The sequence below is a fragment of the Petrotoga sibirica DSM 13575 genome (genome assembly GCF_002924625.1).
Lineage (GTDB): Bacteria > Thermotogota > Thermotogae > Petrotogales > Petrotogaceae > Petrotoga > Petrotoga sibirica.
This window is the reverse complement of the sequence record NZ_JAHC01000017.1, coordinates 74,327-100,210: the sequence shown is the minus strand read 5'-3', so window position 1 is coordinate 100,210 and position 25,884 is coordinate 74,327. Positions and strand designations below refer to the sequence as shown.

Annotated in this window: 27 protein-coding genes; 10 read left to right on the top strand and 17 right to left on the bottom strand. The window is 33.6% G+C overall.

What is annotated here, in order from left to right:
• Positions 1–954 (top strand): IS110 family RNA-guided transposase (locus tag AA80_RS05165; protein WP_103876758.1); only part of this gene is annotated, 954 nt, incomplete at its 5' end.
• A 203-nt stretch (positions 955–1,157) separates the two neighbouring features.
• Here AA80_RS05165 and AA80_RS05160 read toward each other — a convergent pair.
• From AA80_RS05160 to AA80_RS05145, 4 genes are read right to left on the bottom strand one after another with little or no spacing between them, the layout of a single operon-like run.
• Complete coding sequence (locus tag AA80_RS05160) at positions 1,158–2,051, bottom strand: glycine betaine ABC transporter substrate-binding protein (protein WP_233186831.1); 894 nt, start codon at positions 2,049–2,051, stop codon at positions 1,158–1,160.
• 22 nt (positions 2,052–2,073) lie between these two features.
• Positions 2,074–2,724: an ABC transporter permease gene (locus AA80_RS05155; RefSeq protein WP_103876757.1), complete on the bottom strand. Its 651-nt coding sequence runs from the start codon at positions 2,722–2,724 to the stop codon at positions 2,074–2,076.
• 15 nt (positions 2,725–2,739) lie between these two features.
• A complete protein-coding gene (locus AA80_RS05150; RefSeq protein WP_103876756.1) occupies positions 2,740–3,843 on the bottom strand; it encodes an ABC transporter ATP-binding protein in 1,104 nt (367 codons plus the stop codon).
• A gap of 27 nt (positions 3,844–3,870) precedes the next feature.
• Positions 3,871–4,527: an ABC transporter permease gene (locus tag AA80_RS05145; RefSeq protein WP_103876755.1), complete on the bottom strand. Its 657-nt coding sequence runs from the start codon at positions 4,525–4,527 to the stop codon at positions 3,871–3,873.
• Positions 4,528–4,778: 251 nt separating this feature from the next.
• On the opposite strand from AA80_RS05145, the gene AA80_RS09895 reads away from it, so the two are divergent.
• Together AA80_RS09895 and AA80_RS05135 are read left to right on the top strand one after the other, a co-directional pair.
• A complete protein-coding gene (locus tag AA80_RS09895) occupies positions 4,779–5,096 on the top strand; it encodes a helix-turn-helix domain-containing protein (RefSeq protein WP_158248394.1) in 318 nt (105 codons plus the stop codon).
• A gap of 53 nt (positions 5,097–5,149) precedes the next feature.
• Entirely contained in the window at positions 5,150–5,599 is a 450-nt protein-coding gene (locus AA80_RS05135; protein ID WP_103876754.1) for a hypothetical protein, read from the top strand.
• Here AA80_RS05135 and mgsA read toward each other — a convergent pair.
• From mgsA to AA80_RS05110, 5 genes are all read right to left on the bottom strand, one after another.
• Entirely contained in the window at positions 5,596–5,976 is a 381-nt protein-coding gene (mgsA, locus tag AA80_RS05130) for a methylglyoxal synthase (RefSeq protein ID WP_103876753.1), read from the bottom strand. The two genes, AA80_RS05135 and mgsA, sit on opposite strands and share 4 nt — an antisense overlap.
• A gap of 32 nt (positions 5,977–6,008) precedes the next feature.
• On the bottom strand, positions 6,009–7,013 hold the full coding sequence (locus AA80_RS05125; protein WP_103876752.1) for a M42 family metallopeptidase: 1,005 nt from the start codon (positions 7,011–7,013) through the stop codon (positions 6,009–6,011).
• Positions 7,014–7,030: 17 nt separating this feature from the next.
• Complete coding sequence (locus tag AA80_RS05120) at positions 7,031–8,053, bottom strand: M42 family metallopeptidase (RefSeq protein WP_103876751.1); 1,023 nt, start codon at positions 8,051–8,053, stop codon at positions 7,031–7,033.
• Positions 8,050–9,090 (bottom strand): M28 family peptidase, encoded by a 1,041-nt coding sequence (locus tag AA80_RS05115; protein ID WP_103876750.1) that lies wholly within the window; start codon positions 9,088–9,090, stop codon positions 8,050–8,052. Before AA80_RS05115 ends, AA80_RS05120 begins: the two co-directional genes overlap by 4 nt.
• A 142-nt stretch (positions 9,091–9,232) precedes the next feature.
• The gene (locus tag AA80_RS05110) at positions 9,233–9,835 is read right to left on the bottom strand and encodes a septum site-determining protein MinC (RefSeq protein WP_103876749.1); all 603 of its coding nucleotides are present in this window, start codon (positions 9,833–9,835) and stop codon (positions 9,233–9,235) included.
• Between the two features lie 274 nt (positions 9,836–10,109).
• Here AA80_RS05110 and yajC point away from each other — a divergent pair, with 274 nt between their 5' ends.
• The 3 genes from yajC to secF are packed head-to-tail and all read left to right on the top strand — an operon-like array spanning position 10,110 to position 12,880.
• On the top strand, positions 10,110–10,517 hold the full coding sequence (gene yajC / locus AA80_RS05105; protein WP_103876748.1) for a preprotein translocase subunit YajC: 408 nt from the start codon (positions 10,110–10,112) through the stop codon (positions 10,515–10,517).
• A gap of 36 nt (positions 10,518–10,553) precedes the next feature.
• Positions 10,554–11,972: a protein translocase subunit SecD gene (secD, locus tag AA80_RS05100; RefSeq protein ID WP_103876747.1), complete on the top strand. Its 1,419-nt coding sequence runs from the start codon at positions 10,554–10,556 to the stop codon at positions 11,970–11,972.
• Positions 11,972–12,880, top strand: coding sequence for a protein translocase subunit SecF (secF, locus tag AA80_RS05095; RefSeq protein WP_103876746.1), 909 nt, complete (start codon positions 11,972–11,974; stop codon positions 12,878–12,880). Before secD ends, secF begins: the two co-directional genes overlap by 1 nt.
• A gap of 44 nt (positions 12,881–12,924) precedes the next feature.
• Here the strand turns inward: secF and AA80_RS05090 are convergent, their stop codons facing one another.
• A complete protein-coding gene (locus AA80_RS05090; protein WP_103876745.1) occupies positions 12,925–15,315 on the bottom strand; it encodes a WD40 repeat domain-containing protein in 2,391 nt (796 codons plus the stop codon).
• Between the two features lie 298 nt (positions 15,316–15,613).
• Here AA80_RS05090 and AA80_RS05085 point away from each other — a divergent pair, with 298 nt between their 5' ends.
• Positions 15,614–16,723: an alanyl-tRNA editing protein gene (locus AA80_RS05085; RefSeq protein ID WP_103876744.1), complete on the top strand. Its 1,110-nt coding sequence runs from the start codon at positions 15,614–15,616 to the stop codon at positions 16,721–16,723.
• Positions 16,724–16,757: 34 nt separating this feature from the next.
• Here the strand turns inward: AA80_RS05085 and AA80_RS05080 are convergent, their stop codons facing one another.
• The gene (locus AA80_RS05080; RefSeq protein WP_158248393.1) at positions 16,758–17,441 is read right to left on the bottom strand and encodes a thioredoxin family protein; all 684 of its coding nucleotides are present in this window, start codon (positions 17,439–17,441) and stop codon (positions 16,758–16,760) included.
• Between the two features lie 16 nt (positions 17,442–17,457).
• Positions 17,458–18,141 (bottom strand): cytochrome c biogenesis CcdA family protein, encoded by a 684-nt coding sequence (locus AA80_RS05075; protein ID WP_103876742.1) that lies wholly within the window; start codon positions 18,139–18,141, stop codon positions 17,458–17,460.
• A 369-nt stretch (positions 18,142–18,510) separates the two neighbouring features.
• Between AA80_RS05075 and AA80_RS05070 the strand changes: the two genes are divergently transcribed.
• Together AA80_RS05070 and AA80_RS05065 are read left to right on the top strand one after the other, a co-directional pair.
• Entirely contained in the window at positions 18,511–18,753 is a 243-nt protein-coding gene (locus AA80_RS05070; protein WP_103876741.1) for an SHOCT domain-containing protein, read from the top strand.
• A gap of 85 nt (positions 18,754–18,838) precedes the next feature.
• The gene (locus tag AA80_RS05065; protein WP_103876740.1) at positions 18,839–19,066 is read left to right on the top strand and encodes an SHOCT domain-containing protein; all 228 of its coding nucleotides are present in this window, start codon (positions 18,839–18,841) and stop codon (positions 19,064–19,066) included.
• A gap of 83 nt (positions 19,067–19,149) precedes the next feature.
• On the opposite strand, the gene AA80_RS05060 is transcribed toward AA80_RS05065, so the two are convergent.
• The 5 genes from AA80_RS05060 to AA80_RS05040 all read right to left on the bottom strand — a co-directional run bounded on the left by AA80_RS05060 (position 19,150) and on the right by AA80_RS05040 (position 24,143).
• On the bottom strand, positions 19,150–20,034 hold the full coding sequence (locus AA80_RS05060) for a glycoside hydrolase family 130 protein (RefSeq protein WP_103876739.1): 885 nt from the start codon (positions 20,032–20,034) through the stop codon (positions 19,150–19,152).
• Between the two features lie 40 nt (positions 20,035–20,074).
• Positions 20,075–20,905 carry a carbohydrate ABC transporter permease gene (locus AA80_RS05055; RefSeq protein ID WP_103876738.1) on the bottom strand — a complete coding sequence of 277 codons (831 nt, stop codon included), beginning with the start codon at positions 20,903–20,905 and terminating at the stop codon, positions 20,075–20,077.
• Entirely contained in the window at positions 20,902–21,786 is an 885-nt protein-coding gene (locus AA80_RS05050; RefSeq protein ID WP_166667792.1) for a carbohydrate ABC transporter permease, read from the bottom strand. Before AA80_RS05050 ends, AA80_RS05055 begins: the two co-directional genes overlap by 4 nt.
• 15 nt (positions 21,787–21,801) lie before the next feature.
• A complete protein-coding gene (locus AA80_RS05045; RefSeq protein ID WP_103876736.1) occupies positions 21,802–23,055 on the bottom strand; it encodes an extracellular solute-binding protein in 1,254 nt (417 codons plus the stop codon).
• 77 nt (positions 23,056–23,132) lie between these two features.
• A complete protein-coding gene (locus tag AA80_RS05040; protein WP_103876735.1) occupies positions 23,133–24,143 on the bottom strand; it encodes a LacI family DNA-binding transcriptional regulator in 1,011 nt (336 codons plus the stop codon).
• A gap of 390 nt (positions 24,144–24,533) precedes the next feature.
• Here AA80_RS05040 and AA80_RS05035 point away from each other — a divergent pair, with 390 nt between their 5' ends.
• On the top strand, positions 24,534–25,880 hold the full coding sequence (locus AA80_RS05035) for a hypothetical protein (protein WP_103876734.1): 1,347 nt from the start codon (positions 24,534–24,536) through the stop codon (positions 25,878–25,880).
• The last annotated feature ends 4 nt before the right edge of the window (positions 25,881–25,884 follow it).

Sequence of the window (25,884 nt, the reverse complement as noted above, 5' to 3'; positions counted from 1 at the left end):
ACCGCCAATTACAAAAAGACTTTTGTCGATATCGATAAAACAGATCATTTGGACGCTTACGTCATAGCCGATTTCGCTAGATGTGGCAAGATTTCTTCTTCCCCTTGGCGTGGTTCTCAGTTTTTGGCTTTACAAAGACTTACACGCCATAGGTTCCATTTGGTTCATACACTCGCTTCTGAAAAGAATTGGATGCTTTCCAACATTTATCTGAAATTCAGTGAATTGGCTGTGAAAAATAGGGATAAGCCCTTTTCCGATATATACGGTGCTACGTCTTGTGCTGCTTTGACTGAGTTCTACTCTTTGGATGAGATAGTTTACAAACCCATCGATGAGTTAACTCACTTCGTTATGAAAAAAAGCAAAAACAGATTCAAAGATCCCGTGAAGGTTGCAACACTTCTTAAACAAGCAGCCAATAATTCGTACAGATTGGACAAAATGGCTTATGAACCTTTGAACATCGCTATCTCTTCTTCTTTAAACGTAATAAAAGCCTTGGAAAAGGAAATAGAAACCGTTGATAAGGCTATTGAAAAAACGGTAAAAGGGCTTAATCCCAGCCAATATCAATCACTCATCTCTGTCAAGGGTATCGGTCCTGTTATTTCCTCTGGCATCATCAGTGAGATAGGTACGATAGCTTCCTTTCCATCTCACGATAGTTTGGCCAAATTTGCAGGACTGACATGGAGAAAACGTCAATCAGGGAATTATTCCTCTGACGAGACAGAAATGACTAAAACAGGCAACCCGTATCTTCGATACTATTTTATCGAAGCAGCTAGCTCCGTTAAAAATTATATCCCTGAGTTTGAAAAGTACTACTGGAAAAAATACTACGAGGTTACCACTCATCAACACAAAAGAGCCCTCGCGCTCACGGCTCGTAAGTTGGTTCGCATGATTTTTGCATTGCTGAGCAAAAATCGAATCTATTCGAATTACTAAGTTGAATAGATACAAGTGAATCTTTTTGTGTTTTCAAGCCTATTTTGAGTTTTTCTGAAAGTATGGGCATTGTCAGTTACACTAATTTTTAACAATTTTTTTGGTTTTTACCCCTTGACATATCACCGATTAGCTTTTTCTTCAAATAATAAGGGTGAAGAGATGCCCTTCACCCTTATTTGTTAGTTTAAATATAAGATCGTTTAATCTATCAAACCTAACCCTTCTAAATAATCTCTTGCAACAACTTCTGGTTCAACACCCTCAACATCAACTCTGTAGTTTAGCCTTATTAAAATGTCTTGGTTTAGGTAGAGTGTGAGAGGTCTCAAAATTTCTTCAATTTCAGGGTATTCATCAAGTGTATCTTTTCTAACTGCGTAAGAGATATGGTAATAAGGCCAGAAGTTTTGGTCGTCTTCTAGTACATGTAGGTTGTATCTTAAAATTTTTGGATCAGTAGCGAAAACCATTGCAATATCTATTTTATTGTTTGCAATTGCTTCGTAGGTTAATCCAAGTTGCATAGTTGATACTTGAGAATCAGGAATATCCAAACCATAGTGTTCGGCGAAGGCAAAGAAACCATCAGGTCTTTCATAGAATTCATAACCAACTCCTACCACAAACTCTTTTGGATGTTCGTTCCAGTAAGCAACTAAGTCAGAAAGAGTTTCGAAACCATATTTTTCGTAATCTTCTTGACGAATAGCAAGGGCATAAGTATTGTTAGCGTTTATCCTATCAAGCCAAACAATACCATTTTCAGCATCTAATTCTCTGACTTTTTCTAAAAGTTCATCTGGATCAGTGATCAGTTCTTCTTGGCCTAGGTAAGTTACCCAAGCGGTTCCAGTGTAATCTGGATATAAATCGATCTGACCTGTTGTCAAACCTTGTCTAGCGACGAGAGAACTAAGACCAAACCTTTCAACAACGTTAAAGCCATTCTCTTCAAGTAGCAGTGAAGCCAAGTTTCCAAGGACATACTGTTCTGAGAAGTTTTTTGCACCTACGGTTAAAGTTGCACCAAATATTGCAGTCAAAGAAAACACTACAACTAACATAAGTGCTGCCAATTTTTTCAACGTTAACACCTCCATTTAAAAGTTTTTTTCATTATTCATTTTGTAACTTAATACCTTCCGAAGTCATTTTGCTTTGTATTATAGAGAGTGCAAAATCAATTAAAACGGCCATTATAGATACTGGAATAGCTCCAGCTAATATCATCTCGAATTTAAAAGTCCCAAGACCTATAAAAATTAATTCTCCTAATCCCCCAGCACCTATGGCTGACGCGATTGTAGCTGTTCCTAAATTTATTATGGCTGCATTTCTTATTCCTGAAAAAATAGTAGGCATAGCGTTTGGGATTTCTACTTTCCACAGGATTTCTCTTTTAGTCATTCCCATTCCTCTTGCCGCTTCTTTCATACCTTTATCAATGCCGAAAAGTCCAGATGCCGTGTTAAAAGTTATAGGAACTATGCTGTATAAAAACAGAGCGAAGATCGCCGGGGCTGGGCCTATTCCCATGAATAAAAAAACGAGAGCAATAACGGCAATGCTTGGGACCGCCTGGGCTATTCCTGTGATTGAAAGCGCTATTCTTCCACTTCTCTCTCTTCCTGGGCGGGTAACATATATTCCTATTGCCATTCCCACAACTATGGCAATTGCCCACGAAGTTGCGAACAAATAAAGATGTTCTAAAGTCTTTATTCCCATATAACCAAGGTTTTCAGCAACGTATGTAAAAAATTCCATATTATCCTCCTCTTATCAAACCTCTGCTTTATTTGACATTTGTTCAAATATAGCTTTTAAGTTGATCACTCCTATTACCTTTTGTTTATCGGTAACTACGGGGATGTTTGTACTGGAAGAACTTAGTATTTTATTCAATGCTTCATAAAGGCTTGATTTTGTAGTGACGTAATCTTTTTTCAAAGAGCTTCGTAATTTAGATGAATCATCAATTCTATTCAATCTTTTAGTTTCTATAAAGCCTTTATAATTGTTATTTTTATCAACAAATATTGTGATAGGATAATTACTCTGTATAGTACTTTTAATATTTGAAAGATCCTCATCAATTTTAAAGACTTGCATATCTTTGTACAATCCTTCGCTAACTTTTACAAATTCCAAAGCTTTGAATTGACTATCTTCCCCCAATATGTCCTTTACAAAATCATTTTTTGGGTTTTGGACAATATCTTGTGTATCATCGTACTGTACTAATTCACCATCTTTGAAGATTGCAATTTTATCACCCAATTTAATAGCTTCCCTTATGTCATGCGTGACAAATATTATAGTCTTTTTGATTTTCTCTTGAATTTCAAGAAATGCATCTTGTAATGTTTCTCTATTGATAGGATCTATTGCACCAAATGGTTCATCCATGAGCAGTATGTCTGGATCGGCCGCAAGCCCCCTTGCTACTCCCACTCTCTGTCTTTGGCCTCCAGATAGTTGTGCTGGAAACTTATAAGCATTAACATCTGGTTCAAGATTTACTAAATCTAGTAGATCGTATACCCGCTTTTTTATTTTTTCTTCAGTCCATTTCAAAAGCCTTGGAACTACAGCTATGTTATCAAATACAGTCATATGAGGGAATAATCCAATTTCCTGTATAACGTAACCTATGCTTCTTCTCAATTGTATGGGATTCATATCGTCTATCGATTTTCCGTTGAAGAGGATATCACCCGATGTTCTTTCAATCAAACGATTGATCATCTTTAAGGTAGTTGTTTTGCCACATCCAGACGGACCTATTAGAATAGTTAATTTATTGTCTTCAAATTCAATATTTAAATTATTAACGGCAGTGAAATCGCCATACTTCTTTGTGAGATCAACTAATTTTATTGCCATTTCAATGTTCCTCCTGTGATTTTTATCTTATTCTTTAATTTTAAGACCCTTTGGGGTAATTAAATCCTCAAATTTTAGTAAAAGATAATTAGCCAAAACACCCAAAATTGAGACCAGTATTACCCCTGTTATTACCATTGGATACCTTGACCTGCTTAATCCAGCAAAAATAAAGTATCCTAATCCTCCTGAAGCAACAAAATATCCTAAAGTAGCAACTCCAACTCCCATTACTACAGCATTTCTTACACCAGACATGATGGTAGGAATCGATAAAGGTAAACGGATTTTAAATAATATTTGAGATTCAGTCATTCCCATTCCTTTTGCAGCCTCTATCATTTGTGGATCAAGAGCTTGAATAGCTACCAATGTATTTCTTATAATTGGAAGTAAAGAGTATATAATCAAAGCTATCACAGCAGGTGTAACCCCTAAGCCAGCTCCAAAAGGAGATAAAATTACAACCATAATCCCAAAAAGCGCCAAACTGGGAATAGTCATAAGAATACTAGCAATGTAGATGACTATGTTTGCGGCTTTAGGATGCCTTGATATGAAAATTCCAGTTGGTACTCCTATACCTATAGAAAAAGGTAATGACAAACCTATGATTTTTAAATGATTTAAAAATTCTCTAATTATAATACTTGAACTACTAGAAATATATTCAAAAAGTTCCACTTTTTCACTCCCTTCTTCTTACTGTAAATTAGTTTGTTCACCAAAGCGATAAATATTATAACACATTTTTAATCTTTTTAGAACATAAATAGGTTACAATTAAGTAAAAAAACAACGCTAAAAATCTTTTAAGATATTTTCTCATAAACTTAGTTAGGGAATAAAATAATTTTCAAGAAATAAGCGGCAGTAAAACTTGTTTAAAAATTTCTAAAAACAGTATAATTATTCTAATTTTGGAGGTGAAAGTTTTGAATGAAAATGAAAAGAAATGGGGAGCTATCGATAAAAAAGCTTTGTTAGAATTAGTATATGAGATTAAAAAAAGAAGATTACAAATGGGAATCACACAAAAAAACTTAGCTGAGCGAATGGGAACAACTCAGGCGATAATTTCTAAATTTGAAAAAGGAAACTACAATCCAACATATTTGTTTTTGCAAAGATTGACAGAAGTATTGGGTGGGAGTATCAAATTATATTTTGAGCCTAGAGATGATAAAGAGATAAATAGCGATGACGTTTCTAAAAATGATAATTTTCAAAAAATATTTCACTTAAAATTATAAAAAGAAATAAAGCTACTAATGACAAAAAATTCATAAACTTTGGGAGGAGTTTTATGAAAAAAACTGATAAAAAAATAAGTATATTGAAAGATATAATTTTAAAGGATATTTTTTTGGAAAGTGTTTTTTTCGAGAGAACAAATAAAGAAGAAGTTGAAAAAATTTCTGAAATATCTATCGAAAGAGGATACGTATATGAACAAAAAAATATTGACTTAAATTTAATTGTTACTTACAGGATCTTTTTAGAAGGGGAAAAAAAGAGAATAGCTTATTATGTTTTGACCTTCAGAGAGATTTTCGAAACGGAAACGGATTTCGAAAGTTTTTCAAAAAACAAAAGGGCCAAAAAGTATTTCCTTAAGAATTTTGTTGATGATGTTCTTTGGCCCTATATTAGAATTTATTTGAACGAAATTTTAATGAAAGCTGCTTTACCAAATATTGTTCTACCATTAAGTACAGGCAATCATCAAATTGATAGTCAAGATAATAAACTTTAATTATTAAGTTTTTTTTGAATTTCTAGAACTATCGCCTCAGCGGTTGCTAAATTAGTAGCAAGAGGGATGTTGTGTACATCGCAAATACGTAAAACTGCAGATACATCAGGTTCGTGTGGTTGGGCTGTCAATGGATCCCTCAAAAAGATGGCAAAATCTATTTTCCCACTGACAGCAAGAGCGCCTATTTGTAAGTCTCCTCCCAATGGTCCAGATTCAAAAGTTTGTATCTCCAATCCAACTTTTTCTTTTAAAATCTTTCCTGTGGTTTTTGTAGCATAAAGTTTGCAATTTTTAAATACATCCTTCCATTCTTTGGCAAAGAGCGCAAGGTCTAACTTTTTTTTATCGTGCGCAATTAACGCTACATTGACCATAATTTTCCTCCTCAAACGTGAAAAATAAGCTTCTAAAAATTCGTTTTACTAAGTGTATTTAACAGTTTCACCGTGTATTCAACATCGCTATAGCATAACATCTCGTGAGGTGAATGTATGTATCTGGTAGGGATAGAAATGGTACCACTAGGGATTCCAGATTTGGTTCTTTGATAACCCGCGGCATTTGTTCCTCCAAAGGTTAATACCTCGAACTGATACGGTATATTGTTTGCCAAAGCAGCATTTTTTATCCACTCTACAACTTCTCTGTCACTAACAGAAAGATTATCTTTTATTTTAATACAAGGTCCTTTTCCCAAGGCCATGCTCATTCTTTTAAGAGCCTTTGGAGTATCCAAGGAATCAGTGACATCAACAGCTATTGCTCTGTCGACTTGGTAATCATAAGAGGAAACAAAAGAACCGACCAAACCTACTTCTTCTTGGACTGTAAAAGCGAATAAAACGGTGTGTTGATTATCTTTCATATTTTTTATACTTTCTATTAAAATAGCGCATCCTATCCTGTCATCCATTGCTTTTGACATACAATAATTACCATAATCCACAAAACCTTCGGCGAAAGTTCCAAAAGTTCCTATAGGAGCAATTTTTTCCGCTTCTTCTTTTGAGGATACGCCTATATCAACAAATATGTTGTCTAAAGATAAGTTCTTATAATTATCTTTTAATTCTTTTTCACTTTCTCCCTCAACTCCAACAACCCCTATTCTTCCATTAAAAATCAATCTGGAACCAATTAAATTTACAGGGTTTTGGCCTCCAACTTGTTCTACTTTTAAAAATCCTTTATCTAAAATGTGAGTAACAACAACACCTATTTCATCCATGTGGGCGTCAAATAATATAGTTTTTCCAGAGTTACCTTTTTTTGTGGCAATAAGATTTCCTAACTTATCAGTTTTAATATCATCCACATAATCTTTAATCTGTTCTTTTATAAAATCTCTCACTTGGTCTTCTCTTCCACTTGGCCCATAAAGCTCAGTGATATTTTTTATTAGCTCTTTCAACTTTTTGCCCCCTCTCTTTAAAATGGTGTGTTAACAACTAATTGTTTTACCAATTGGTAGGTAAGTTCGTAATCTTGTAAATGCATTATAGATTGTGGAGAATGTATGTATCGGCACGGCACAGATATTACCCCAGCGGGAATTCCATAAAGGGTCTTTGCAAGTCTAGCAGCATCAGTTCCACCTGCCGTTCGCCTTTTGTATTGGAAATTAATACCTAATTTCTTTGCAGTATCTACGATCTTTTCAAAGATTTCTTGGTTAAGTACTAAACCGCTATGCATGAATGTTAAGACAGGTCCATTTCCAATATGTGTTGCCCATTTATCCTGTGTATTTTCAGGGTTGTCACCTGCTGTTGTACCTTCTAATACAATAGCGAAATTTGGTTGTATTTTTGAAGCTACAGTTCCTGTACCTCTCAATCCAGTTTCTTCTTGAGTAGCAAAATTGAAGTATGTGTCGTAAAGGGGTTTCTCGCCTTTTTCAAAAAAATAGTCTATTACATCCATCATAATAGAACATCCAACTCTATCATCAAAAGCTTTGGCCACAGCATAGTTATTTGCCTCATAATAAGTAGTATCAAATGTAACCATATCACCCAAATGAACCTTTTTAGACGCTTCCTCTTTGTTGGAAAATCCAACGTAGACCTTTATACTTTCATACTGTTCAACTTTGTCTATTTCTTTTTCTAAGTGAATAGGTGTAGAATTGACAACAGCAGATATTTTTTCTTCGATTTTTAATCTCTGACTTTTTACTACCCTTGGGTCAACACCCCCCACGGGAGATATGCCAAAAGTACCGTCTTCATTTATTTTAGTGATCATAAAGCCAACTTCATCCATGTGCGCGTCCAGCATCAATTTTTTGGAAGAATCTTTACCTTTAATTAAGCATAGTAGGTTTCCCATGTTATCCTCAGTGATTTCATCAACCTTGTTAGCAACTTTTGACTTTATGTACTCTCTTATTTTTTCTTCTCTTGAAGATATTCCAGGAAGATTGGTTAAATCTTTTAAATACTTCCTCATAATTTTCTACGCCCTTTCCAATTTAAACTAATATTTAAAGCGAAGAGAGATAATAATTTTGCGCTTTCTTCCACATCTTTTACATCTACAACTTCGTTGGGAGAATGCATGTTAAGGATCGGAACTGAAACAACACCTGTTTTTACTCCGGTAGAAGATATTTGTACTACATCTGCTTCGGTGCCACTGCCTCTAGTAAAAGTTTCTATTTGGTATTTGATATTGTTATTTTTAGCAGTTTTTGTTAGTTCTTCGAAAACACTCCTGGTAACGGTGGTACCTATACCTATGACTGGTCCTTCACCAAGCTTGATAGGCTCTATATTTTCCGGTAGTTTTTCGCCAAAAGTTACATCAACTACTATGGCATAATCTGGTTTTAGATGGTAGGCACTACCTTGTGCTCCCACTAATCCCACTTCCTCACCTTTGTTAAAAGATAAAATCAATTGTCCTTCAAATTTAAGATTTTGTAGGTACTCTAAAGACTTAATTAGTACTGCTGCACCTACTCTGTTGTCTAAAGACTTATTTGATATCTTTCCGTTTTCAAGGTCAACAGCTTGAACTTGTATAACGCCCATATCACCAACGTTGATATCGCTCGTTCCACCTGAAATGGAAAAATCGACGAAAAGCTCATCAAATGACGGAGATTTTTCCCTATCTTCCTTTTTTTGAAGGTGGGGGGCTAAAAACCCAACTATGCCGATTTTTTCCGAGTCATTTGTTTTAAAAAGAACCCTTTTTCCTACCAAAGTTCTTGGGTCGACTCCGCCAACTGGAGAAATGCGAGCAAAATGTTCATCGATTATTTTTGATATAACTATTCCAATTTCATCCACGTGTGCAAAAAAGGCAATTTTGGGACTCTCATTTTCAAAAGTTACCACTAAATTACCTATTCCTACTTTTTCTGATTTTACATCGGGTGAAATGTTTTTTAATTCTTTTTCAATCAAAGGGAAGGTGCAATTTTCAAAAGAAGACACTGCAAAGGTATTGGATAAATTTTTTAGTAAAGTAGAAGTATCCATTCGAAACCTCCTTTTTGGTTGTCATATACGACTGTTAGAAACTCTAAAATCCGCTTTAGCTCCGCTTACCCGGAGCCTGCTATCGTTTTATTTTCAAAGTTTCAATGAAGTTTTATAAAGATAATAAATGAGAGGAATCTTTTCACAATTCAACGGGTTCCACCAATGCTTTATTTTCTACTATCCTAATAGAAACGGGAGACTTTGGCCATTCGTAGTTGAAAAAAGGGATACCTGCGATTTCTACTAATGGTGAATTTAATTCGTAGGCAATAATAAAAGCGTTTTTTTTGTTGGTAATTCCAGCTCTTAATGTTCCAAATACCTTGCCAAATATTATGATACTTCCACCTGCGTTAACCTCTGCACCTTGGTTTACATTTCCAAAGACTATAATATCACCAGGATTTTGTACTACTTGACCGGATCTTAAATGTTTTCTATAAATTTGGGTACTGGAAAGGTTTAACTCTTTGTTTCCAACTTTTCCTTCGGGAAGCTTGCCAAAATACGCTCCTGCAACGTTTAATTGGAGATTATTGGCGAATTTTACGATTTTATTTAATAGATTGTGCTGGGAACCATCTTCGAAATATACGTAAAAACTATCTCCAACGTTAAAAAAACCTTTCATCTTAACGAGTTCTTTTTTAAAATATTCGAAAAGATCTTTTTGTGTGTTTCCCTTTGAAAAATAAAAGATTATGTCTCCGTCCAAAATTTTTGCGTATACGGGTTCATCCATCTAAACCCCCCCTAATGCAATTTTTAAATCAATAACAAATATCTATCACCATATATATAATAACACAAAATATAAGAAATATTACATATTCAGAAATTATTTGACTAATAGGCTGTAAAGAATTCATTGACCATAAAAGAAAAATATGATACAATCTAAAGAACAAACATTTTTTGTAATGATTTGTATTATATCAAAATTCTAGCAGTGATAAAATTTTTTAAGACTCAAAATTGCAACTAATTAAGGAAATAATAATCTTGGAGGTGTATCTATGTTAGAAAAAGTATTAGATTTCATAAACTTTGGCCCAGCAGGTGCTACGGATGCTGGTAACACAGTCCAACAAACACAAACTGCTCCCACAGGTGGTGGAGGATTCAGCGGATTGTTGTTCTTTTTAATAATCATAATCTTGATGTGGGTTATGTTGTTCCTCCCACAAAGGCGACAAGAAAAAAAGCATAAGGAAATGCTTTCTGCTTTGAAAAAAGGTGATAAAATAGTTACATCCTCAGGAATCATAGGAAAGATAATATCGATAACTAACGAAAGAATCAGAATTTCAACAGCAGATAAAACAGAGATTGATATAACGAAGAATGCTATTGCAGGTGTTCTTTCTAAAAGCGATAGGCCCGAAGCAGCACCAGAAGAAACCGAAACTGAAGATAAAAAATAGTTGTTTAACTTTAACTTTGTTCAGGGGGTGAAATAGTTGAGGAATAGAAGGATACGAATACTATTTACTATAATAGTTTTTGTTTTTGCACTATTAGGATTAATTCTACCTTTATCTGATAATGTGAATGATATAAGCATATTCGGTTTTTTCCCAAATATAAATTTAGGCCTTGATATTCAAGGGGGAGTACTGTTAGAGTATAGTTTAGATGTACCTGAAGAAGCGGATACTTCTAATGTTGTAGATAATGTAATCACAGTTCTAAGGAGAAGAATGGACAATGCTGGTTACACGGAGGCGATAGTTTCCGAAGTTGTTTCCGGTGGAGAAAGCAGAGTTCGCGTTGAGATTCCAGGTATATCAGATACTCAAAGGGCTGAAGAACTTATAGGTAGTAAGGGGAAACTTTACTTTGCAGAAGTATTGGAAGTTGTGGAATCTACAACTACTCCACAAATTACAAGAAATAGAACTATACAAATAAATGGGGAAAAAATAGAAATGTATAGTTACGTTAAGGATAGTAATAACCCTAACCTTTGGTATAGGGTAAAAAATGTTTTCGAATTTGGAGATGCCCCTTTTCAGATTACCGGTTTAGATGTCACTGATGCCGTAGCTTCTCTTAATAGTCAAGGAGCTGGATTCGTAGTTAATTTGAATTTTAATAATGAGGGAAGAATGAAATTTGAATTGGCTACCGCAAATTTAATAAATCAAAGGATTGCGATCATTTTAGATGATGAGGTTATAATTGCACCTGTTGTTAGAGAAAGGATATCGCAAGGAAGAGCTGAAATCAGCGGAATAGAGAGTATGGCAGAAGCACAAAACATCGCTGTTTTGATAAAGTCAGGGAATTTACCGGTAGATTTGGTTAAATTTCAAGAAAGAACACTTGGCCCTACTTTGGGAAGAGATATTGTGACCACAATTATAAACGCTGGAATCATTGGGCTTATAATAGTAATGATTTACATGATTATAGTTTATAGATGGATGGGAATAATTGCTGATATTGCTCTGATATATAATTCACTTTTGTTAATGGGAGTTTTAAGTTGGACAGGAGCAATATTAACTCTACCAGGTATCGCTGGAATAATCTTAACTTTTGGTACCACAGTTGATGGAAACATTATTATATACGAAAGAATAAAAGAGGAACTTAGAATAGGAAGGCCCCCTTTAACTGCAGTAAAGTTTGGATTTAATAAAGTTTTTTCAACTATTTTTGATGCCAATATTACGACTATTTTAGCTGGTTTAGTTTTATTCTTTTTAACAAGTGGAACTATTAGAGGCTTTGCGGTCACACTCATAATAGGTGTTTTAGGTGCAATGTTCACCAACCTTGTTGTAAGTAGATTGCTATTAGAAAGTTCTTCTCACTTCTTGAAGCCAGAAAAGTATGTGAAGGGAATTGTTGTGGGAAAAGGGGGCACTAAATAATGCCAAATATAGATTTTGTTGGAAAAAGGAATTTTTTCATATATTTATCTCTTGCTTTGATACTTTTTTTTGTAATAGTGATTTTTGTAAAAGGGTTCAATTTTGGAGTTGATTTTTCTGGTGGTAGTGAGATTATCGTATCTTTTGATAAAAGTTATACAATAGATGAATTGAGAAACGGTTTACGAACAATTAATCCAGATTATGCCACCGCAAAGATAATTCAAACTAACCCTGGTGGAGGAACTTCGGAACGATTCTTTTATATAATTACAGTAAGAGATTCTTTTCCTATCTTGGAAGAAAAACAAGCGTTTATAAATAGTTTAGAAGAATCTTTTTCTGATTCCAATTTAAACATTGAACAATTCAATGATGTTTCAGGTTATGCGGCTAGGGAGATTCGATCTTATGCTTGGTATGCTGTTATTATTGCTTTGATGGTTTTATTAGCTTATATAACCATTAGGTTTCAATTCTCCTATGCTGTTGGAGCGATTTTAGCTTTAGCTCATGACGTTTTAATCACCTTAGGTTTTTATTCTCTCTTTGGTATAGAAATGAACTTAACCGCTATAGCCGCATTTCTTACTTTAGCGGGTTATTCTTTAAACGATACTATTGTTATTTACGATAGAATAAGAGAAAATAGATCGAAAAATCATGGGATGGATATAGAGAGAGTTACCAATAAAAGTATTAATGAAGTTATTGTAAGATCACTAAATACTTCCTTGACTACATTCATAGTTGTTTTTATTATGCTTCTTTTGGGAGGAAGATCAATAGCTTCATTCGCATTTGGATTAACTGTGGGAGTCATAATTGGGACTTATTCTTCCTTGTATATTGCCAGTCCGATTGTTATCAGTATGGTAAAGAGGCGTAAAAAAACACAAAAAGCTTAATTAATAAGATAATAAAATTAAAAGGCCCTCATTTGAGGGCTTTTTTAAAGGGTGACAAATGCTTTTTTAATATATCCTTCTTTGTCAATATATTCTACTTTATAAGTATCTCCTAAAACTCCCTTTAATTTTAGAAGGTCTCCTCGACTTGCAATAGCTATAATTTCCCCTTCCTCGTTTGTGATTTCTGCTTGATTAGTGAATACTTGAAGATATATGTTCTCAAACTTCAAATTAACATATTTTGTGGATTTATTTCTATCATTGTCGTAAGCAGATATTTCAAGGACATTTGATGTAAGCTTTTCAGGATTTATCTCCAATGATAGATAGTAAGATTGGCTGTTAACTAAAAAAGTTTGACCTAATATTTCAATTTTTGTAATAAGATTATTGTCAAAAGCACTGAGAAGCAGAGAGTTGTTTTTATCTGAGACCAAAAATTCTGAAGGTACGTTTATAATCGGTCCTTCTAATACGGGAATGTTTATAGATTCTTTCCTTTTAAAGGTGACAGCTTCGAAAAGGCTTATAGGATTATTTTTATAGAAAAATTTGTTTTCTTCTTTTTCGGGGATGTTAGTAGTATACTCTCCGTTTTTTCTGTAGGAAACAGAGTAGCCGTTTTCAAAAATAATACTTTTCAAAGTTATAGTATTTTGCTGAAGATCTATGAGACTCAACAAATTACCTTTACTCAAGGCATACAAATACCTTTCATCATCGCTCCAAGCTAAATCATTGATTTCTCCATTGGAAACATTTATAGTTGATTGTAAGGTTCTACTTTTACTATTCCAAATATAGACATTTCCATCTGTTGTTCCTGTAGCTATGTAGTTATCATCGGGACTCCACTTAATTACCTTTATTGGAGATGTAATAATATCAAATTTTTTATATAATTGATTAAACCTTCCATCCCATAAACGTAAAACTCCTTCAAATCCTCCCATAGAAAGAAAATTTGAATTATTAGCCCAATCCAGTGACCAAATAATGTAGGGAAATTCTTCTACGTAAATTGTATTTTTAAAGGTTGGAAAATCTGATATGCTTACCTTTTTATCTAAGCTTGCCATGGCTATTTTATTTTCTTCGTAATTGATAGAAATATCTTTTATCCAATTACTATGAAGGTTTTCAACTTTCTTATAAACACTTAAATCGGGTAGTGTAAGCATATAAACATTATTATCCCATCCTCCTGCAATTAAGAACTTTTCTGAAGGAGAAAGCTTCAAAGTGGTTAATTTAAAATCACTAATTTTCTTATTTTCTTTTAATGTACCTTCAGGATCGTAAAGCGACACGTATCCGGAATTTTCTGAAAGTATCAAATATCCATTTTTTGTTATTTCAAAATCAACTGCTTCTTCAGAAAAAGAAAAATGATTCTCAATTTTTGCTGAATCAATATTAAAAACACCTATTTCACTGTTGGAAGTTAAGTAATAAATAAGATTATTATTTCTTATAATTTTTATAACATCGGGTTTTTTTAATTCCAGTAATTTTTCAATGGATTTTGATTCAATATTTAAAGAGTATATGTTAACTCCATCGTTTACGTAAATAATATCGCTTTTGTTATAACTCCATTCAAGAGATTTAATACTAAAAGTATCAAACTTTAGTTCTTGAACTTTTTTTAAATTAGAAGAATCAAAAAGTAAGATTCTATGATTCAAAGTTAATACAGTAAAATTTTCATTTGATGGTGAAAAAGCGACCTCTCTAATCGTTAAACCTAATGAAAAAGAATCTATTATCTTCAAATCTTTATTCAATACATAAATATTTCCATTCATAGAAAAAGCATATACATTGTTATTTACTATCGCCAATTTAATTATGGAATAATTATCAATTTTAAGGGTATTTATTTCTGTACCATTCGAATAATCTATTAAATAAATCCTACCAGAATGGTCTGCTACTAATATGGTATTCTCATCATAAAATTCTGCGACCGTTGGTATTGTTGAAAACCTCCGTTGAAATTCGACCTTTCTTTTGGTGATATTGTATACGTAGATCGTTTTATCTAAGGAAGTAAATACTATTCTTTCGCCAAAGCTAGATAAAGAGGTGATAGATTCGTTGGTTACGTTTATTTTGTAATTAAGAAGAGAGGTATCGTTGTTAAAAACTTCTATTGTTCCATCATTTTCGGCGATTATAGTATATTTATTGTTGAGGATCCATTCCACATGTGTGGGTATAGAAGAAGTTGAGTAATAATGGTTAATGCACTTTTCCTTCAAATCATAAGTTTTAAGGTAATTATTCTCTACAATTGTGGAAATTTCGCCTGTATTTTCATTTACAAAAAAATCAATAATGTTGGTATGTTCAAAATTATTTACTATTAAATTGGAGAATAAGTTTATACTGAAAATAGTCAAGAAAAAAAGTAGGAAGAATTTTCTCAAAGCACTCAACTCTCTCTCAAAGATTTTTGATTCTCTACTAACTATTATATTATATAATAAAATGATCTTAAAAGGAATCCAAGAATAAAAATTAAAGGTTTTAGAAATTAAACAGTGCTGAAATAGCTTTTGCTGTTCAGTGCAAAAAACTTTTTTAGGTTTGCTGCAGCGCGCAAACGATGTTTTTAAATGGTTTTGATCTTGAATTTGGGGTTTTTAAGGGGGAACCCCCTTAACGCCCGGGTTAAGGGGCGCTATATATAAAGTTTTAGACTAAGAGCAAAAGGAGGCTTTAAATTTGAGTGAAAAAGTAAAGATAATCAATGTAGTAAAGCAAGCAAATAGGTATTTTGCTACCATAGAGAATAACCCTTTTTATCCTGATGGGAAAGGCGGACAAATTGGAGATAGGGGTAAAATTGATACTGCTGAAGTTTTAAGTTCTACAGAAAAAGTTGTGGTCTTAAACAAATATTTACACCCAGGTGAATATTTTTATGAAATAGATGAAAAAAGAAGATTTGATATAGCTCAACAGCATACTGCACAACATATATTATCGGCTGCTTTTGAAAGAATAGCTTCATTAAAAACCGTTAGTTTTAAGATGGGTGAAGAATATTCTACTATAGATTTGGATGGACAAAATATTGGGGAAGAAGTGTTAAATAAAGCCCAAGAACTTTCAAACGATATAATTTCTAAGTGTATAGAAGTGGAAGAAATATTTACTGATAAAGAGGGAGCTCAGAAATACAATTTAAGAAAACCTCTAAGTGATAAAGTAAGTGGTGAAGTGAGGCTGATAAAAATAGATGATTTTGATATATCTGCTTGTGGCGGTTTTCATGTAAAAAATACGGGTAATATCAATCTTTTAAAGATAACAAATACAGAAAAAGTAAAAGGGAATTTAACAAGGATATATTTTTTAGGAGGTCTTAGAACCATTGAGGATTATTCACAAAAAGATTCGATTTTAAAAAGCATTTCTTCTATCTTGACATCTGGATTGTATGATTTAGAAAATAAAGTAGAAAGTCTATTAAATGAAAACAAAGATTATAAGAACCGTATTAAAAAGTTAGCAGAAAAAATGGCTTATCATCTCGCAAGAGATTTAATCGAAAAGGCGGTGATTGTGAACAATAACAAAGTAGTTTACCATAAAAAAGAGGATGAAACCGCAGATTTTCTACACAAATACGTCGATTTAAAAAATTATACACTCATTATTGAGGATGAGAAGAACAAAACCTTTTCTATTTTCTCAAACAATATTAACTGTAAAGAGCTTATAGACAAATTAAAAGTAAATAACAACATTAAAGGTGGGGGAAGCGAAGTAAGAGGTAACATTAACGGCGATACAAAATTTGAAGACATTCTCAAAATATTAGAAAAATAGCCCAAGATTGGACTATTTTTCAGAAATAAATTTTCTAATTCTTAGATTCAAAGATTTTAACGTAAAAATCCTCTAAGTTTTGTTCGTTTGTGTTTTTCTGAAGTAAAACTATATTTGTATACGGATCATAATTTTTACCGGGTTCATAGACTTTGGAATTTGGATCCAAGTCCAATAATCTTTCGATTTCATCTTTTGATAAGTGAAGAGTTTTTGGAAGAATATGGATATCTTTTCCTAATCCATCTTCTATAAATTTATCGAGGCTAATCTCTTCATTTTTTTCATAAGATATATATTTTAAGATATCTATAAATATATCGGCTGGATATCCCCCCATAACTGCTCCAAAAGGGTTTTGTTGTTCGTCGAAGAATATGAAGGTTGGTGTGTATCTCGCACCAAAGGCATAAAACAACTGGCCATAATTATATTCTTCTCCTTGAAATGTGGCTTTTTCAGTTGTAGGATAGATTTCTACAAAAACAAATTCTGTGCGTAGCCATTTTTGAATCTCTTCATCCAACAATGTTGTTTCTTTGAATTGAGCGCACACTGGACACGTTGGAGTTGAAAACATAACGACAACTTTTTTGTTTGTTAACTTGGCAACTTCGAAAGCATCATTGAAATTTTCAAAAACAAATTCATCTAAAGGGACAGAAAATATTGTAATTACTGGTAGTAGAAATAACATTGCAATGAAAAATCTTTTCATAAAGCACACCTCCATTTTATATGACGCTTAGATTGTTAAAAATCCCAAATGAAACCATAGTACCCACTACCATAAGCAAAATACCACCAATAATTCTCAAGGATTTTTGCCATTTTGGCTCTCCTAAGGTTACTTTAGATAATATTTTACTGACAATACCACTAAAGAATAAAAACGGGATGGAAAGTCCCAGGGAATAAACAAAAAGTAAAAGAGCTCCTCTTATTGGTTCTCCTGTTGTCGTTGCTAAGGTAAGAATCGAAGCCAAAATTGGGCTTGCACACGGGATCCATACTAAAGAAATTAAAATCCCAATTAAAAAGGCGGAAAAAAAGGAATTATTTTTATTGTATTTTCTGATGTCTATATTCTTTGCTGAAATCAAACTTTTATTTATCAAAAACAGAAATCCAAATAATATTATTAATACACCAGCAACTATGTTAATAACGCTTTGATACATTGCAAGCATCATACCAATACTACCAGAAATACTGCCTAACAAGGCAAAAAAGAGAGAAAGTCCAAGAAAAAAGCCTAAACTCCTTTTGATGACCAAACGGGTGTTTGAGATATCAGGGATCACCAATGCAAAAAAAACGGGTATTAAAGGGAAAACACATGGGCTAAAAAATGATAATAACCCACCAGAAAATGCCGTTAAAAAAGTAACAGAATTTGTTATGGCAAGAGAATTCATCCACTTTACTCCTTTTTCCAAATGATTAAAAGTTGGCAATACCCCGCTAAGGTATTTTAATTATATCACATTAAATGGAATTTTAGCAATAAAGCTGTGTATTTCTTTGGCTAACCTAATAAGAAAGGGTTGTCTTTTCTTCAATGAATAGAATTTCATTTTTTGTAAGATAGGTTTACTACTTTGGTAATCCATATTAATTTGAGTGTAATAAAAATCGTTTATAATTTTTATACCCTCCCCTTATGGGATGGATAAAAATGAAGCAATTTTATGAAACACGAAAAGGCTCTTAGAAAATTTAAAACAGTGCATGGACAAATTGATGAAACTATAAAAATGCAGTAGTTAGGAAAGGAGGGATAAATTATGATGGGATACGGTTTGGGAATGATAGGTGGAGGATTTTCTTTGATTTTCTTGATAATAATTGTCATAGCAGTGATTTATTTTATTAATAATAGGAATGACGATAATTCGAGTTCATATCACAACAATAATAATGACTTTCATCATCAAGCTGATAGAGCTGAAGAGATCGCTAAAGAGCGTTATGCTAAAGGTGAAATAAGCAAGGAAGAATTTGATCAGATAATGAAAGACTTGAAATAGGATTCAAAAAATTAAGGTTGTAGAGACAAAAAGGCTTGACTATGAGCGGCATGAGTAAATAAATTTCTGGAGAGGAGTGTTTATTATGGGATATTGTTACCTGTGGGGTGCTTATGGGCAGAGTATTCTAGGTGGATATTGGTGGATTATACCTTTGCTTTTCTGGGGACTACTTGTAACGGTGATTGTGCTGTTATTTGGGGCAAACAAAAAGCGCAGCAGCTATCATGCTCTGGACATTCTCAAACAAGAATATGCTCTGGGGCGGATTTCAAGAGAAGAGTATTTGAGCAAGAAAAAAGATTTAAAGTAATATTTAAATATTAAAAGTCGGGAGATCGAATCTACCGACTTTTATTATGAAGTGCTGCTATCAAAAACCCTGCCTAAAAAAGTTCACTCCTTTATCCAATCGAAAACTTCTTTTTTTGAAATAGTAGCCAAAGCTATGTAGTTGTCAGCTCCACCATAGTAAACATAGTATTGATCACCATATTCGACCAACGCATCTGAGAATACGACGTTTGGAACTCCTCCGAAAATCTCCCAGTTTTCCTGAGGCTCTAAAATGGGTTCTTCTGTTCTTTTTAAAACCTTTGTTGGATCTTTTAAATCTAAAAGCATAAAACCCAACCTGTAGATAGGTCTGATATCTTCTTGGACACCATGATACAAAAATAGCCAACCATATGGAGTTTTTAAAGGCGGACCACCGGCTCCGATCTTTAAGTTATCCCAATAATCCTTTCTTGGTGAAGCAATTTTTACATAATTGTCCCAATGCATTAAATCCTCAGAATATGCAAACCAAATATCTGGTTCCAACCTATGAATTAAAATATATTTTCCATTAACCTTTTCTGGAAACAAGGCAGCATCTTTATTAGGACTTTCGGGCAAAATAGTTCCATATCTTTCCCAAGTAAAGAAATTCTCTGTGGAGGCTAAGGATATTTTAACATTTCTCGGAGAATAAGCTGTGTAACACATATAATATTTTCCATCTATATACGTTATTCTTGGGTCTTCGACACCGTATAGTTCCGATAAATCTGATGGTTCAAATACAGGTTTTTCCATTCTATTGAAGTGTATACCGTCCAAACTTACTGCATAGCCTATCCGAGAAACCATATCTTCTCCTTGGGCACGGTACAACATATGGAAGATTTTCCCGTCATAAACTACTGCAGGATTAAAAACAAACCTAGACTCCCACAAATGCATTGGATTTGGACCAAACAACGGGTTTAATGAATGCCTTTTTAACTTCAAATTCAATATGTATCCCTTCCTTTTAAGTACAGTTTTTTGATTGTGATTATTTCAAAGACATTGAAATACCTTGTAAAAAAGCCTTTCTGAAGATAATGAAGATAAGCACCATTGGCAAAGTTTGGATCACTGAACCTGCCATTACTGGTCCAATATATGCACCGTATTCATGATTAAAACTTGCAAGCAACACGGAAAGAGGCATTTTGTAATAATCCTGAATGACGATGAGTGGCCACATGAAATTATCCCATACTCCGATGAATGTGAAGAGCCCAACAATGGCCATAACGGAATTGTTTAAAGGTAACATAATTCTAAAAATAATGAATAAATCGCTGGCTCCGTCGATTTTTGCTGCTTCGATATAGTCGTTTGGGGTCCCTCTAAAACTTTGAGTCATCATAAAAATACCCCATCCGCTCATAATAAAGGGAACAATTAATGCAGCCAACGAATTTAACAAATGCATGTTTCGCATTAATATGTATAAAGGTATCGTAAACATGAATCCAGGAAACACCATTTGGAAGATAATGAAATTAAATATTCCATCTCTTGCCTTAAATCTATATTTTGACAACGCAAAAGAAATAATGGCAGATGTTATTATAACACATACTGTAACAGTGACAGATGCAAATAAACTTATAAAAAATGCCCTTATAAACGGTCTATTCATTCTTTCGGCGCTTTCTAGTATAAATTTAAAATGGTCTAAAGTGAACTTTGTTGGTAGGAATCTGGTATAGATTTCAGCGGAAGGTTTTACCGATGCCAAGAATAGCCATGCATAAGGGTAAAACCAGATTAGAGATAAAAAAAACATTATTATATGAAGAATTACATTTCCAGACTGTATTTTTTTATTTGTCATACTAGATCAACTTCTCTCTCCATAGTTTTCCTTATTATCCAAATCATTCCAAAGCTAATCATAGCAACAAATACTGCCATTGTTGCTGCGTAAGTTGGGTCCATTCTTTGGAATGCTGTAGTAATCATATGCATCATCGGGGTTAAAGTACTTCTCATTGGCCCACCCCCGGTTATCATGTAGGGTTCTGTAAATATTCCAAAAGCCAAAGTAATAGCCAAAACCGAGACCATTATTATGGAGGGATTTAATAGTGGCAATGTGATTTTAAAAAACTTTGTAAGACTTCCTGCACCGTCCAACTCCGCCGCTTCATATAAAGATTTTGGTATAGCGGTTAACCCTGCATATAGTATTAAGCCATAGTAGCCAATGAATTTCCAAATAACTATCAAAGCAATGGAAAACATCGCCCATTGTGGGCTTGTAAACCAAGGAATAGTAATACCGAAAAGAGTATTTAAAGCTTTATTTACGGGTCCATTTACAGAAAAAAGGTTTGAAAACATAATAGAATAAGCAACTCCTGATGAAACATTGGCTAACAAAAAAGAAAGCGATATAAATGTTTTTCCAAACTTTATTTTGTTCAAAGCAATGGCAAAGAGTAAAGCCCCTATTAACACAAGAGGGATATAGTACATCATAAAACGAAAAACATTAGTTACTGTTTTCCAAAAAAGAGGGTCGGTCAAGACCCTCGTAATGTTGCGAAAACCGACGAATTGAGGAGATCCGACAAACCTCCATTTAGAAAAAAGGAGTATAAATAACCATACAAAAGGATAACCCCAAAATATTGCCGCATAAATTAAATATATTGAAGAAATACCGAATCCTTTCCTTGCTTCTTTTTTTGCTAACCCCTTTCTTTTACTCATCATTTTAACCTTCCCTTACCAAAGGATTCTGTTTATAGCTTTAACAGCATCATCTAAAGCTTTTTGAACATCTTTAGTACCGTGCGCCAATGGTTCAATCAATTCAACGGTCATGTTCTCTTGTACATCAACAGTTGTTGTGATTGGTGCAGGGGGAACAGCATAGGGGACATATTCGGCATATTCAGCCGCTAAAGGTTTTGTCTTCCAAAAATCAGCAAATATTTCATTAGTTAATAAATCTTCTCTTGCTGGGGGCATTTTGGTGTATTCTAACCATTTCGAATCAAAATCTTCTTTTGAGAATACCCATTTAACGAATTCCCAAGCTTCTTTCAAATGTTTTGTAGTATTAAAAATTACAAGTCCCTTTGTATCAGCAAAAGTATAAATTGGTTGATCACTTGGATAATTGTCAGGAACTGGTGGCGTTGTAATAACAATATCATCAATGACGTCTGGATACTGATTCTCTGCATAAGCGATGCTCCAAGGCCCCATCAATGTTCCAGCAATAGCTCCGTTATAAAATGGATCGGTACCTAAGTCTACAGCAGTCCATTGGTTATCAAACATTGTTTTGATAAACTGAGCTACTTCTTGGCCAATTTCGTCGTTAAATGTTGCTCTCATCCTTTCAGTATCTATATATGATTTTCCTTTGCCTGCAGCATAGTAATACGTTATAAAGTCAAACCATCTATCCCACCAGTTTCTTCCGGCAATTACTTGAATGGAATATTGTTCCATAGGTACCACAAAGTTTTTAGAAAATTCGTAAATCTCCGAGTATGTTCTAGGGGGATTATCAAAGCCAGCATCTTTCAATAATGAATCTCTCCACCACATCAAAATAGGGTTTGAATAAATAGGTATAACATATGCATTGTCGTTTATTTTCCAGCCTTCTATGATACTTCCCATCTTTCTTGTTTCAACAAGTTCATCAAATCCTTCTAATTCATTTAAAGCTACTAATTGGCCTATATCTGCTAACTGTGCGGCAAATCCCGAAAAAATGTTGGTGGAAATATCCGGACCTCTCCCCGAAGCTATAGCTGTTAGAATAGCTTCTTCTGAACTTCCTGCTGCTGGAATGGTAGACCACTCGATATCAATTTCAGGATGTAAAGCTTCATATTCAGCAACGACTTCCTTCCAAAACATTTCTTGCTGTGGATTAGGAGCGGTCCAAAAAACGAGTTTTGTCTGAGAAAACGCAAAAACCGTCAACAATAACACAATAAACACCACTGTTACCTTTTTCATACTGATCATACCTCCTTTGAATTGGCGTTACTACTCAATGATTATTTGTAACTTTTTAAAATGAGTCATTTTATTTCTTATATTGCTTGGTCACTATTCTTAGCTATTATCGTACTGTCCCTTTCTACAAAAGTGGTGAATAGGGAGATCATTGCTGGATGAGGATTCTTTTCATTGATCAAATCTATTAATCTATTTAAAGCGATATTTCCCATCTCAAATTTGAAAACTTTTACTGTAGACAATTTAGGTTCAGAAACTGAAGAAGAGATAATATCGTCAAATCCAATTAGTTGAATCTCTTTTGGAACATGAATTTTTTTCTTTTTTAAAAAATTTAAAATTATTAAAGCTATAAAATCGTTTGAAGCGAAAATTACATTGGGTTTTTTGGATAAAGATAGATTTAATGCATATAATATACCTTCCGGAGTTTCGTCGCACTCGAATGTTTGAGGCAGCAATCCAAATTCAGTCATCGCTGCGGTATATCCTTCAAATCTATTTCTAAATCCCCAATATGTAAGTGGACCGTGAATATGTGTAATCTTTTTATATCCCCGTAAGATCATTTGTTTTATTGTATAATAAGCACCATCAAACCCATTTGAGATTACCGAATCAACTTTTAAAGCAGGAATGTAATTATCTACCAGTACCTTCGGTAAATCTGAATTTTCAATAAAGTTGGGTAGGCGGTCTCCTCCCATTATCAGCAAACCATCTAAATCTTCCAATAATTTTCTATTTCCATTATCAAAGGTTTCCATTTTTATTTGGATATTGTTTTCTTTTGCTAAAGTTTCTATCCCCGCTAAAACAGTTGTATAGAACTCTCTTATACCAAACGAGTCATTCCCCTTGAGAATTTTGTCTATTCTTTTACTAATGACTAAACCAATGTTATAAGAATTTTTTTTGTTGGCTAAATTTCGAGCGATTCTCGAGGGTTTATAATCTAATTCTTCGATAGCTCGCAGAACTTTTTCTTTAGTTTTTTTTGAAACATTGTCTTTTGAATTCAAAACTCTTGATACTGTGGCTATCGATACACTGGCTAATTTTGCAACATCATCTATCTTTGACATTTAGTAAGACCTCCAAATTGTAAGCGCTTTCAAAAAAATTATAACAGTATCCTAAAAGAAAGTCAAACTTGATTATAGCCGAATAAAGTCAATTGAAGGTAATTATTCTCGATTATTTCAAAAATTCTTCGTTTTTCTAAGAGTTGATATTCGATAAAATGCATTTAGAAAATAAAAAATAAGAAAATAGGAGATTTCAACTGCTAAAAGTCCGTAATTGCTTCTAATTACATATAAACAGTTATAATCGACCTTGCATAGACTCTTTTTAGGTGTTATAATTATTAATAGTATTGTAAGCGCTTACATAACTATAAATTACAAAGTCTGCTTGCTTTGTGAGTATCACATTAGATTTATTTATGAATAAGGAAAGGAGGAGGAATAAAAGTGAAAAAAACCAAGATTTTTGTAACTTTAGTGACGGTTCTTCTTGTAACCTTCACCCTTTTTGCAGAGGAGAAGTTGTTAAAAGTTTCTACCGAGCAAATAACAAACCTTGAGGTTCCATTTGTGGTGAGTTTTTCTGAGTTGTTGGATTTTGTTGGATATGATTTCGATGCGAACTGGAATTCTATCAGAATAAAAGATTCGAAAGGGAAGAATCTTCCCTATCAGATTGTGGATGTTGATCAAAACGGAAGGATTTCTTCTTCAGATTTTCTCCAATTTGTATTTAAGAATGAAGCCAATATCGTTGTATCGGATGATTGGGATTTAGACTTACTACAATTCGAACCAGTTTTCACAATCGAGGAAAAAGATGGGGAATACAATGTAATAAACAAAAATTTTACGGTCAAGGTAAATAACCACGGATTAGCAAACTTTACTAAATTTGGCAACGTGCAAGGAATCTTGTACAATGAACTCGGAACAGCAAGAATTGCTGGCTGGTCAGGTAGCACATACTATGTAGACGGGAAGTTAGGCAAACACGTTGAAACAACATCTATGGGATTAACAGTGAAGGATTTAAAAGTTTTTGATCCAGGACCTGTTGCTGTAACTGTTCAGGCAGTACTTTCCTATGAAGATCTTCCTGGTCTCACACAAAAATTAACCACACATATTTTTAAAACTGGGGATGTGCTAGTAGAAAACGAATTTTCATTCTCCAATTACGTGGACATAATGAAATTACAGGTTATGGCTACAGCACCTTTAACAACCGTTGATGATAGTTCGTTACATATCACTCCTATATTTAGAAGAATGATTTGGTCAGAACAATTAGGAATTACTCCATATGAATATTGGAAAGAAAGAGACGCTATAGAAATAGTTGATGAAAATGCTTATGTGGTATTTCCAGCTATCGATTCAATGAAACCTTTGTGGTGGGGAGCGACATATGCCTTTGTTTCTATGGAAGATTGGAGAGCTAATTTTTCAGAGAAATATGGTTTGATAGCCGCAGAAATATTGCCACAAACATCAGTCGTTTATTCTGACCTTAAAAAATTTGTTTATAATGATTTTTGGTTTTATGAAAGTAGAGAATTTAGAGATGGGATATTTAGATGGATCCCTGGAGAATTGAATAATTATGAAGCTACAAAAGGTACCTTTGAAGGAACGAATGAAGCTGATTGGATGATGAAATTCAAAGCAGGAGACAAAGTAACTTATACGAGATATTTCTCGATTTATTCTGCAAAGGACACCGCAGAAGCTATAAGATTGCTGGAAGGAAGAGCGCATGAGATACAAAACTTAAAACTCATTGTTCAGTAAATCT

Excerpts from the sequence above, each read along its gene's own strand:
- AA80_RS05155 (WP_103876757.1), bottom strand. The coding sequence starts at position 2,724 with ATGGAATTTTTTACATACGTTGCTGAAAACCTTGGTTATATGGGAATA.
- AA80_RS05150 (WP_103876756.1), bottom strand. The coding sequence starts at position 3,843 with ATGGCAATAAAATTAGTTGATCTCACAAAGAAGTATGGCGATTTCACT.
- AA80_RS05135 (WP_103876754.1), top strand. The coding sequence starts at position 5,150 with ATGAAAAAAACTGATAAAAAAATAAGTATATTGAAAGATATAATTTTA.
- mgsA (WP_103876753.1), bottom strand. The coding sequence starts at position 5,976 with ATGGTCAATGTAGCGTTAATTGCGCACGATAAAAAAAAGTTAGACCTT.
- AA80_RS05120 (WP_103876751.1), bottom strand. The coding sequence starts at position 8,053 with ATGAGGAAGTATTTAAAAGATTTAACCAATCTTCCTGGAATATCTTCA.
- AA80_RS05115 (WP_103876750.1), bottom strand. The coding sequence starts at position 9,090 with ATGGATACTTCTACTTTACTAAAAAATTTATCCAATACCTTTGCAGTG.
- AA80_RS05110 (WP_103876749.1), bottom strand. The coding sequence starts at position 9,835 with ATGGATGAACCCGTATACGCAAAAATTTTGGACGGAGACATAATCTTT.
- yajC (WP_103876748.1), top strand. The coding sequence starts at position 10,110 with ATGTTAGAAAAAGTATTAGATTTCATAAACTTTGGCCCAGCAGGTGCT.
- secF (WP_103876746.1), top strand. The coding sequence starts at position 11,972 with ATGCCAAATATAGATTTTGTTGGAAAAAGGAATTTTTTCATATATTTA.
- AA80_RS05080 (WP_158248393.1), bottom strand. The coding sequence starts at position 17,441 with ATGAAAAGATTTTTCATTGCAATGTTATTTCTACTACCAGTAATTACA.
- AA80_RS05075 (WP_103876742.1), bottom strand. The coding sequence starts at position 18,141 with ATGAATTCTCTTGCCATAACAAATTCTGTTACTTTTTTAACGGCATTT.
- AA80_RS05070 (WP_103876741.1), top strand. The coding sequence starts at position 18,511 with ATGATGGGATACGGTTTGGGAATGATAGGTGGAGGATTTTCTTTGATT.
- AA80_RS05065 (WP_103876740.1), top strand. The coding sequence starts at position 18,839 with ATGGGATATTGTTACCTGTGGGGTGCTTATGGGCAGAGTATTCTAGGT.
- AA80_RS05055 (WP_103876738.1), bottom strand. The coding sequence starts at position 20,905 with ATGACAAATAAAAAAATACAGTCTGGAAATGTAATTCTTCATATAATA.
- AA80_RS05050 (WP_166667792.1), bottom strand. The coding sequence starts at position 21,786 with ATGAGTAAAAGAAAGGGGTTAGCAAAAAAAGAAGCAAGGAAAGGATTC.
- AA80_RS05045 (WP_103876736.1), bottom strand. The coding sequence starts at position 23,055 with ATGAAAAAGGTAACAGTGGTGTTTATTGTGTTATTGTTGACGGTTTTT.
- AA80_RS05040 (WP_103876735.1), bottom strand. The coding sequence starts at position 24,143 with ATGTCAAAGATAGATGATGTTGCAAAATTAGCCAGTGTATCGATAGCC.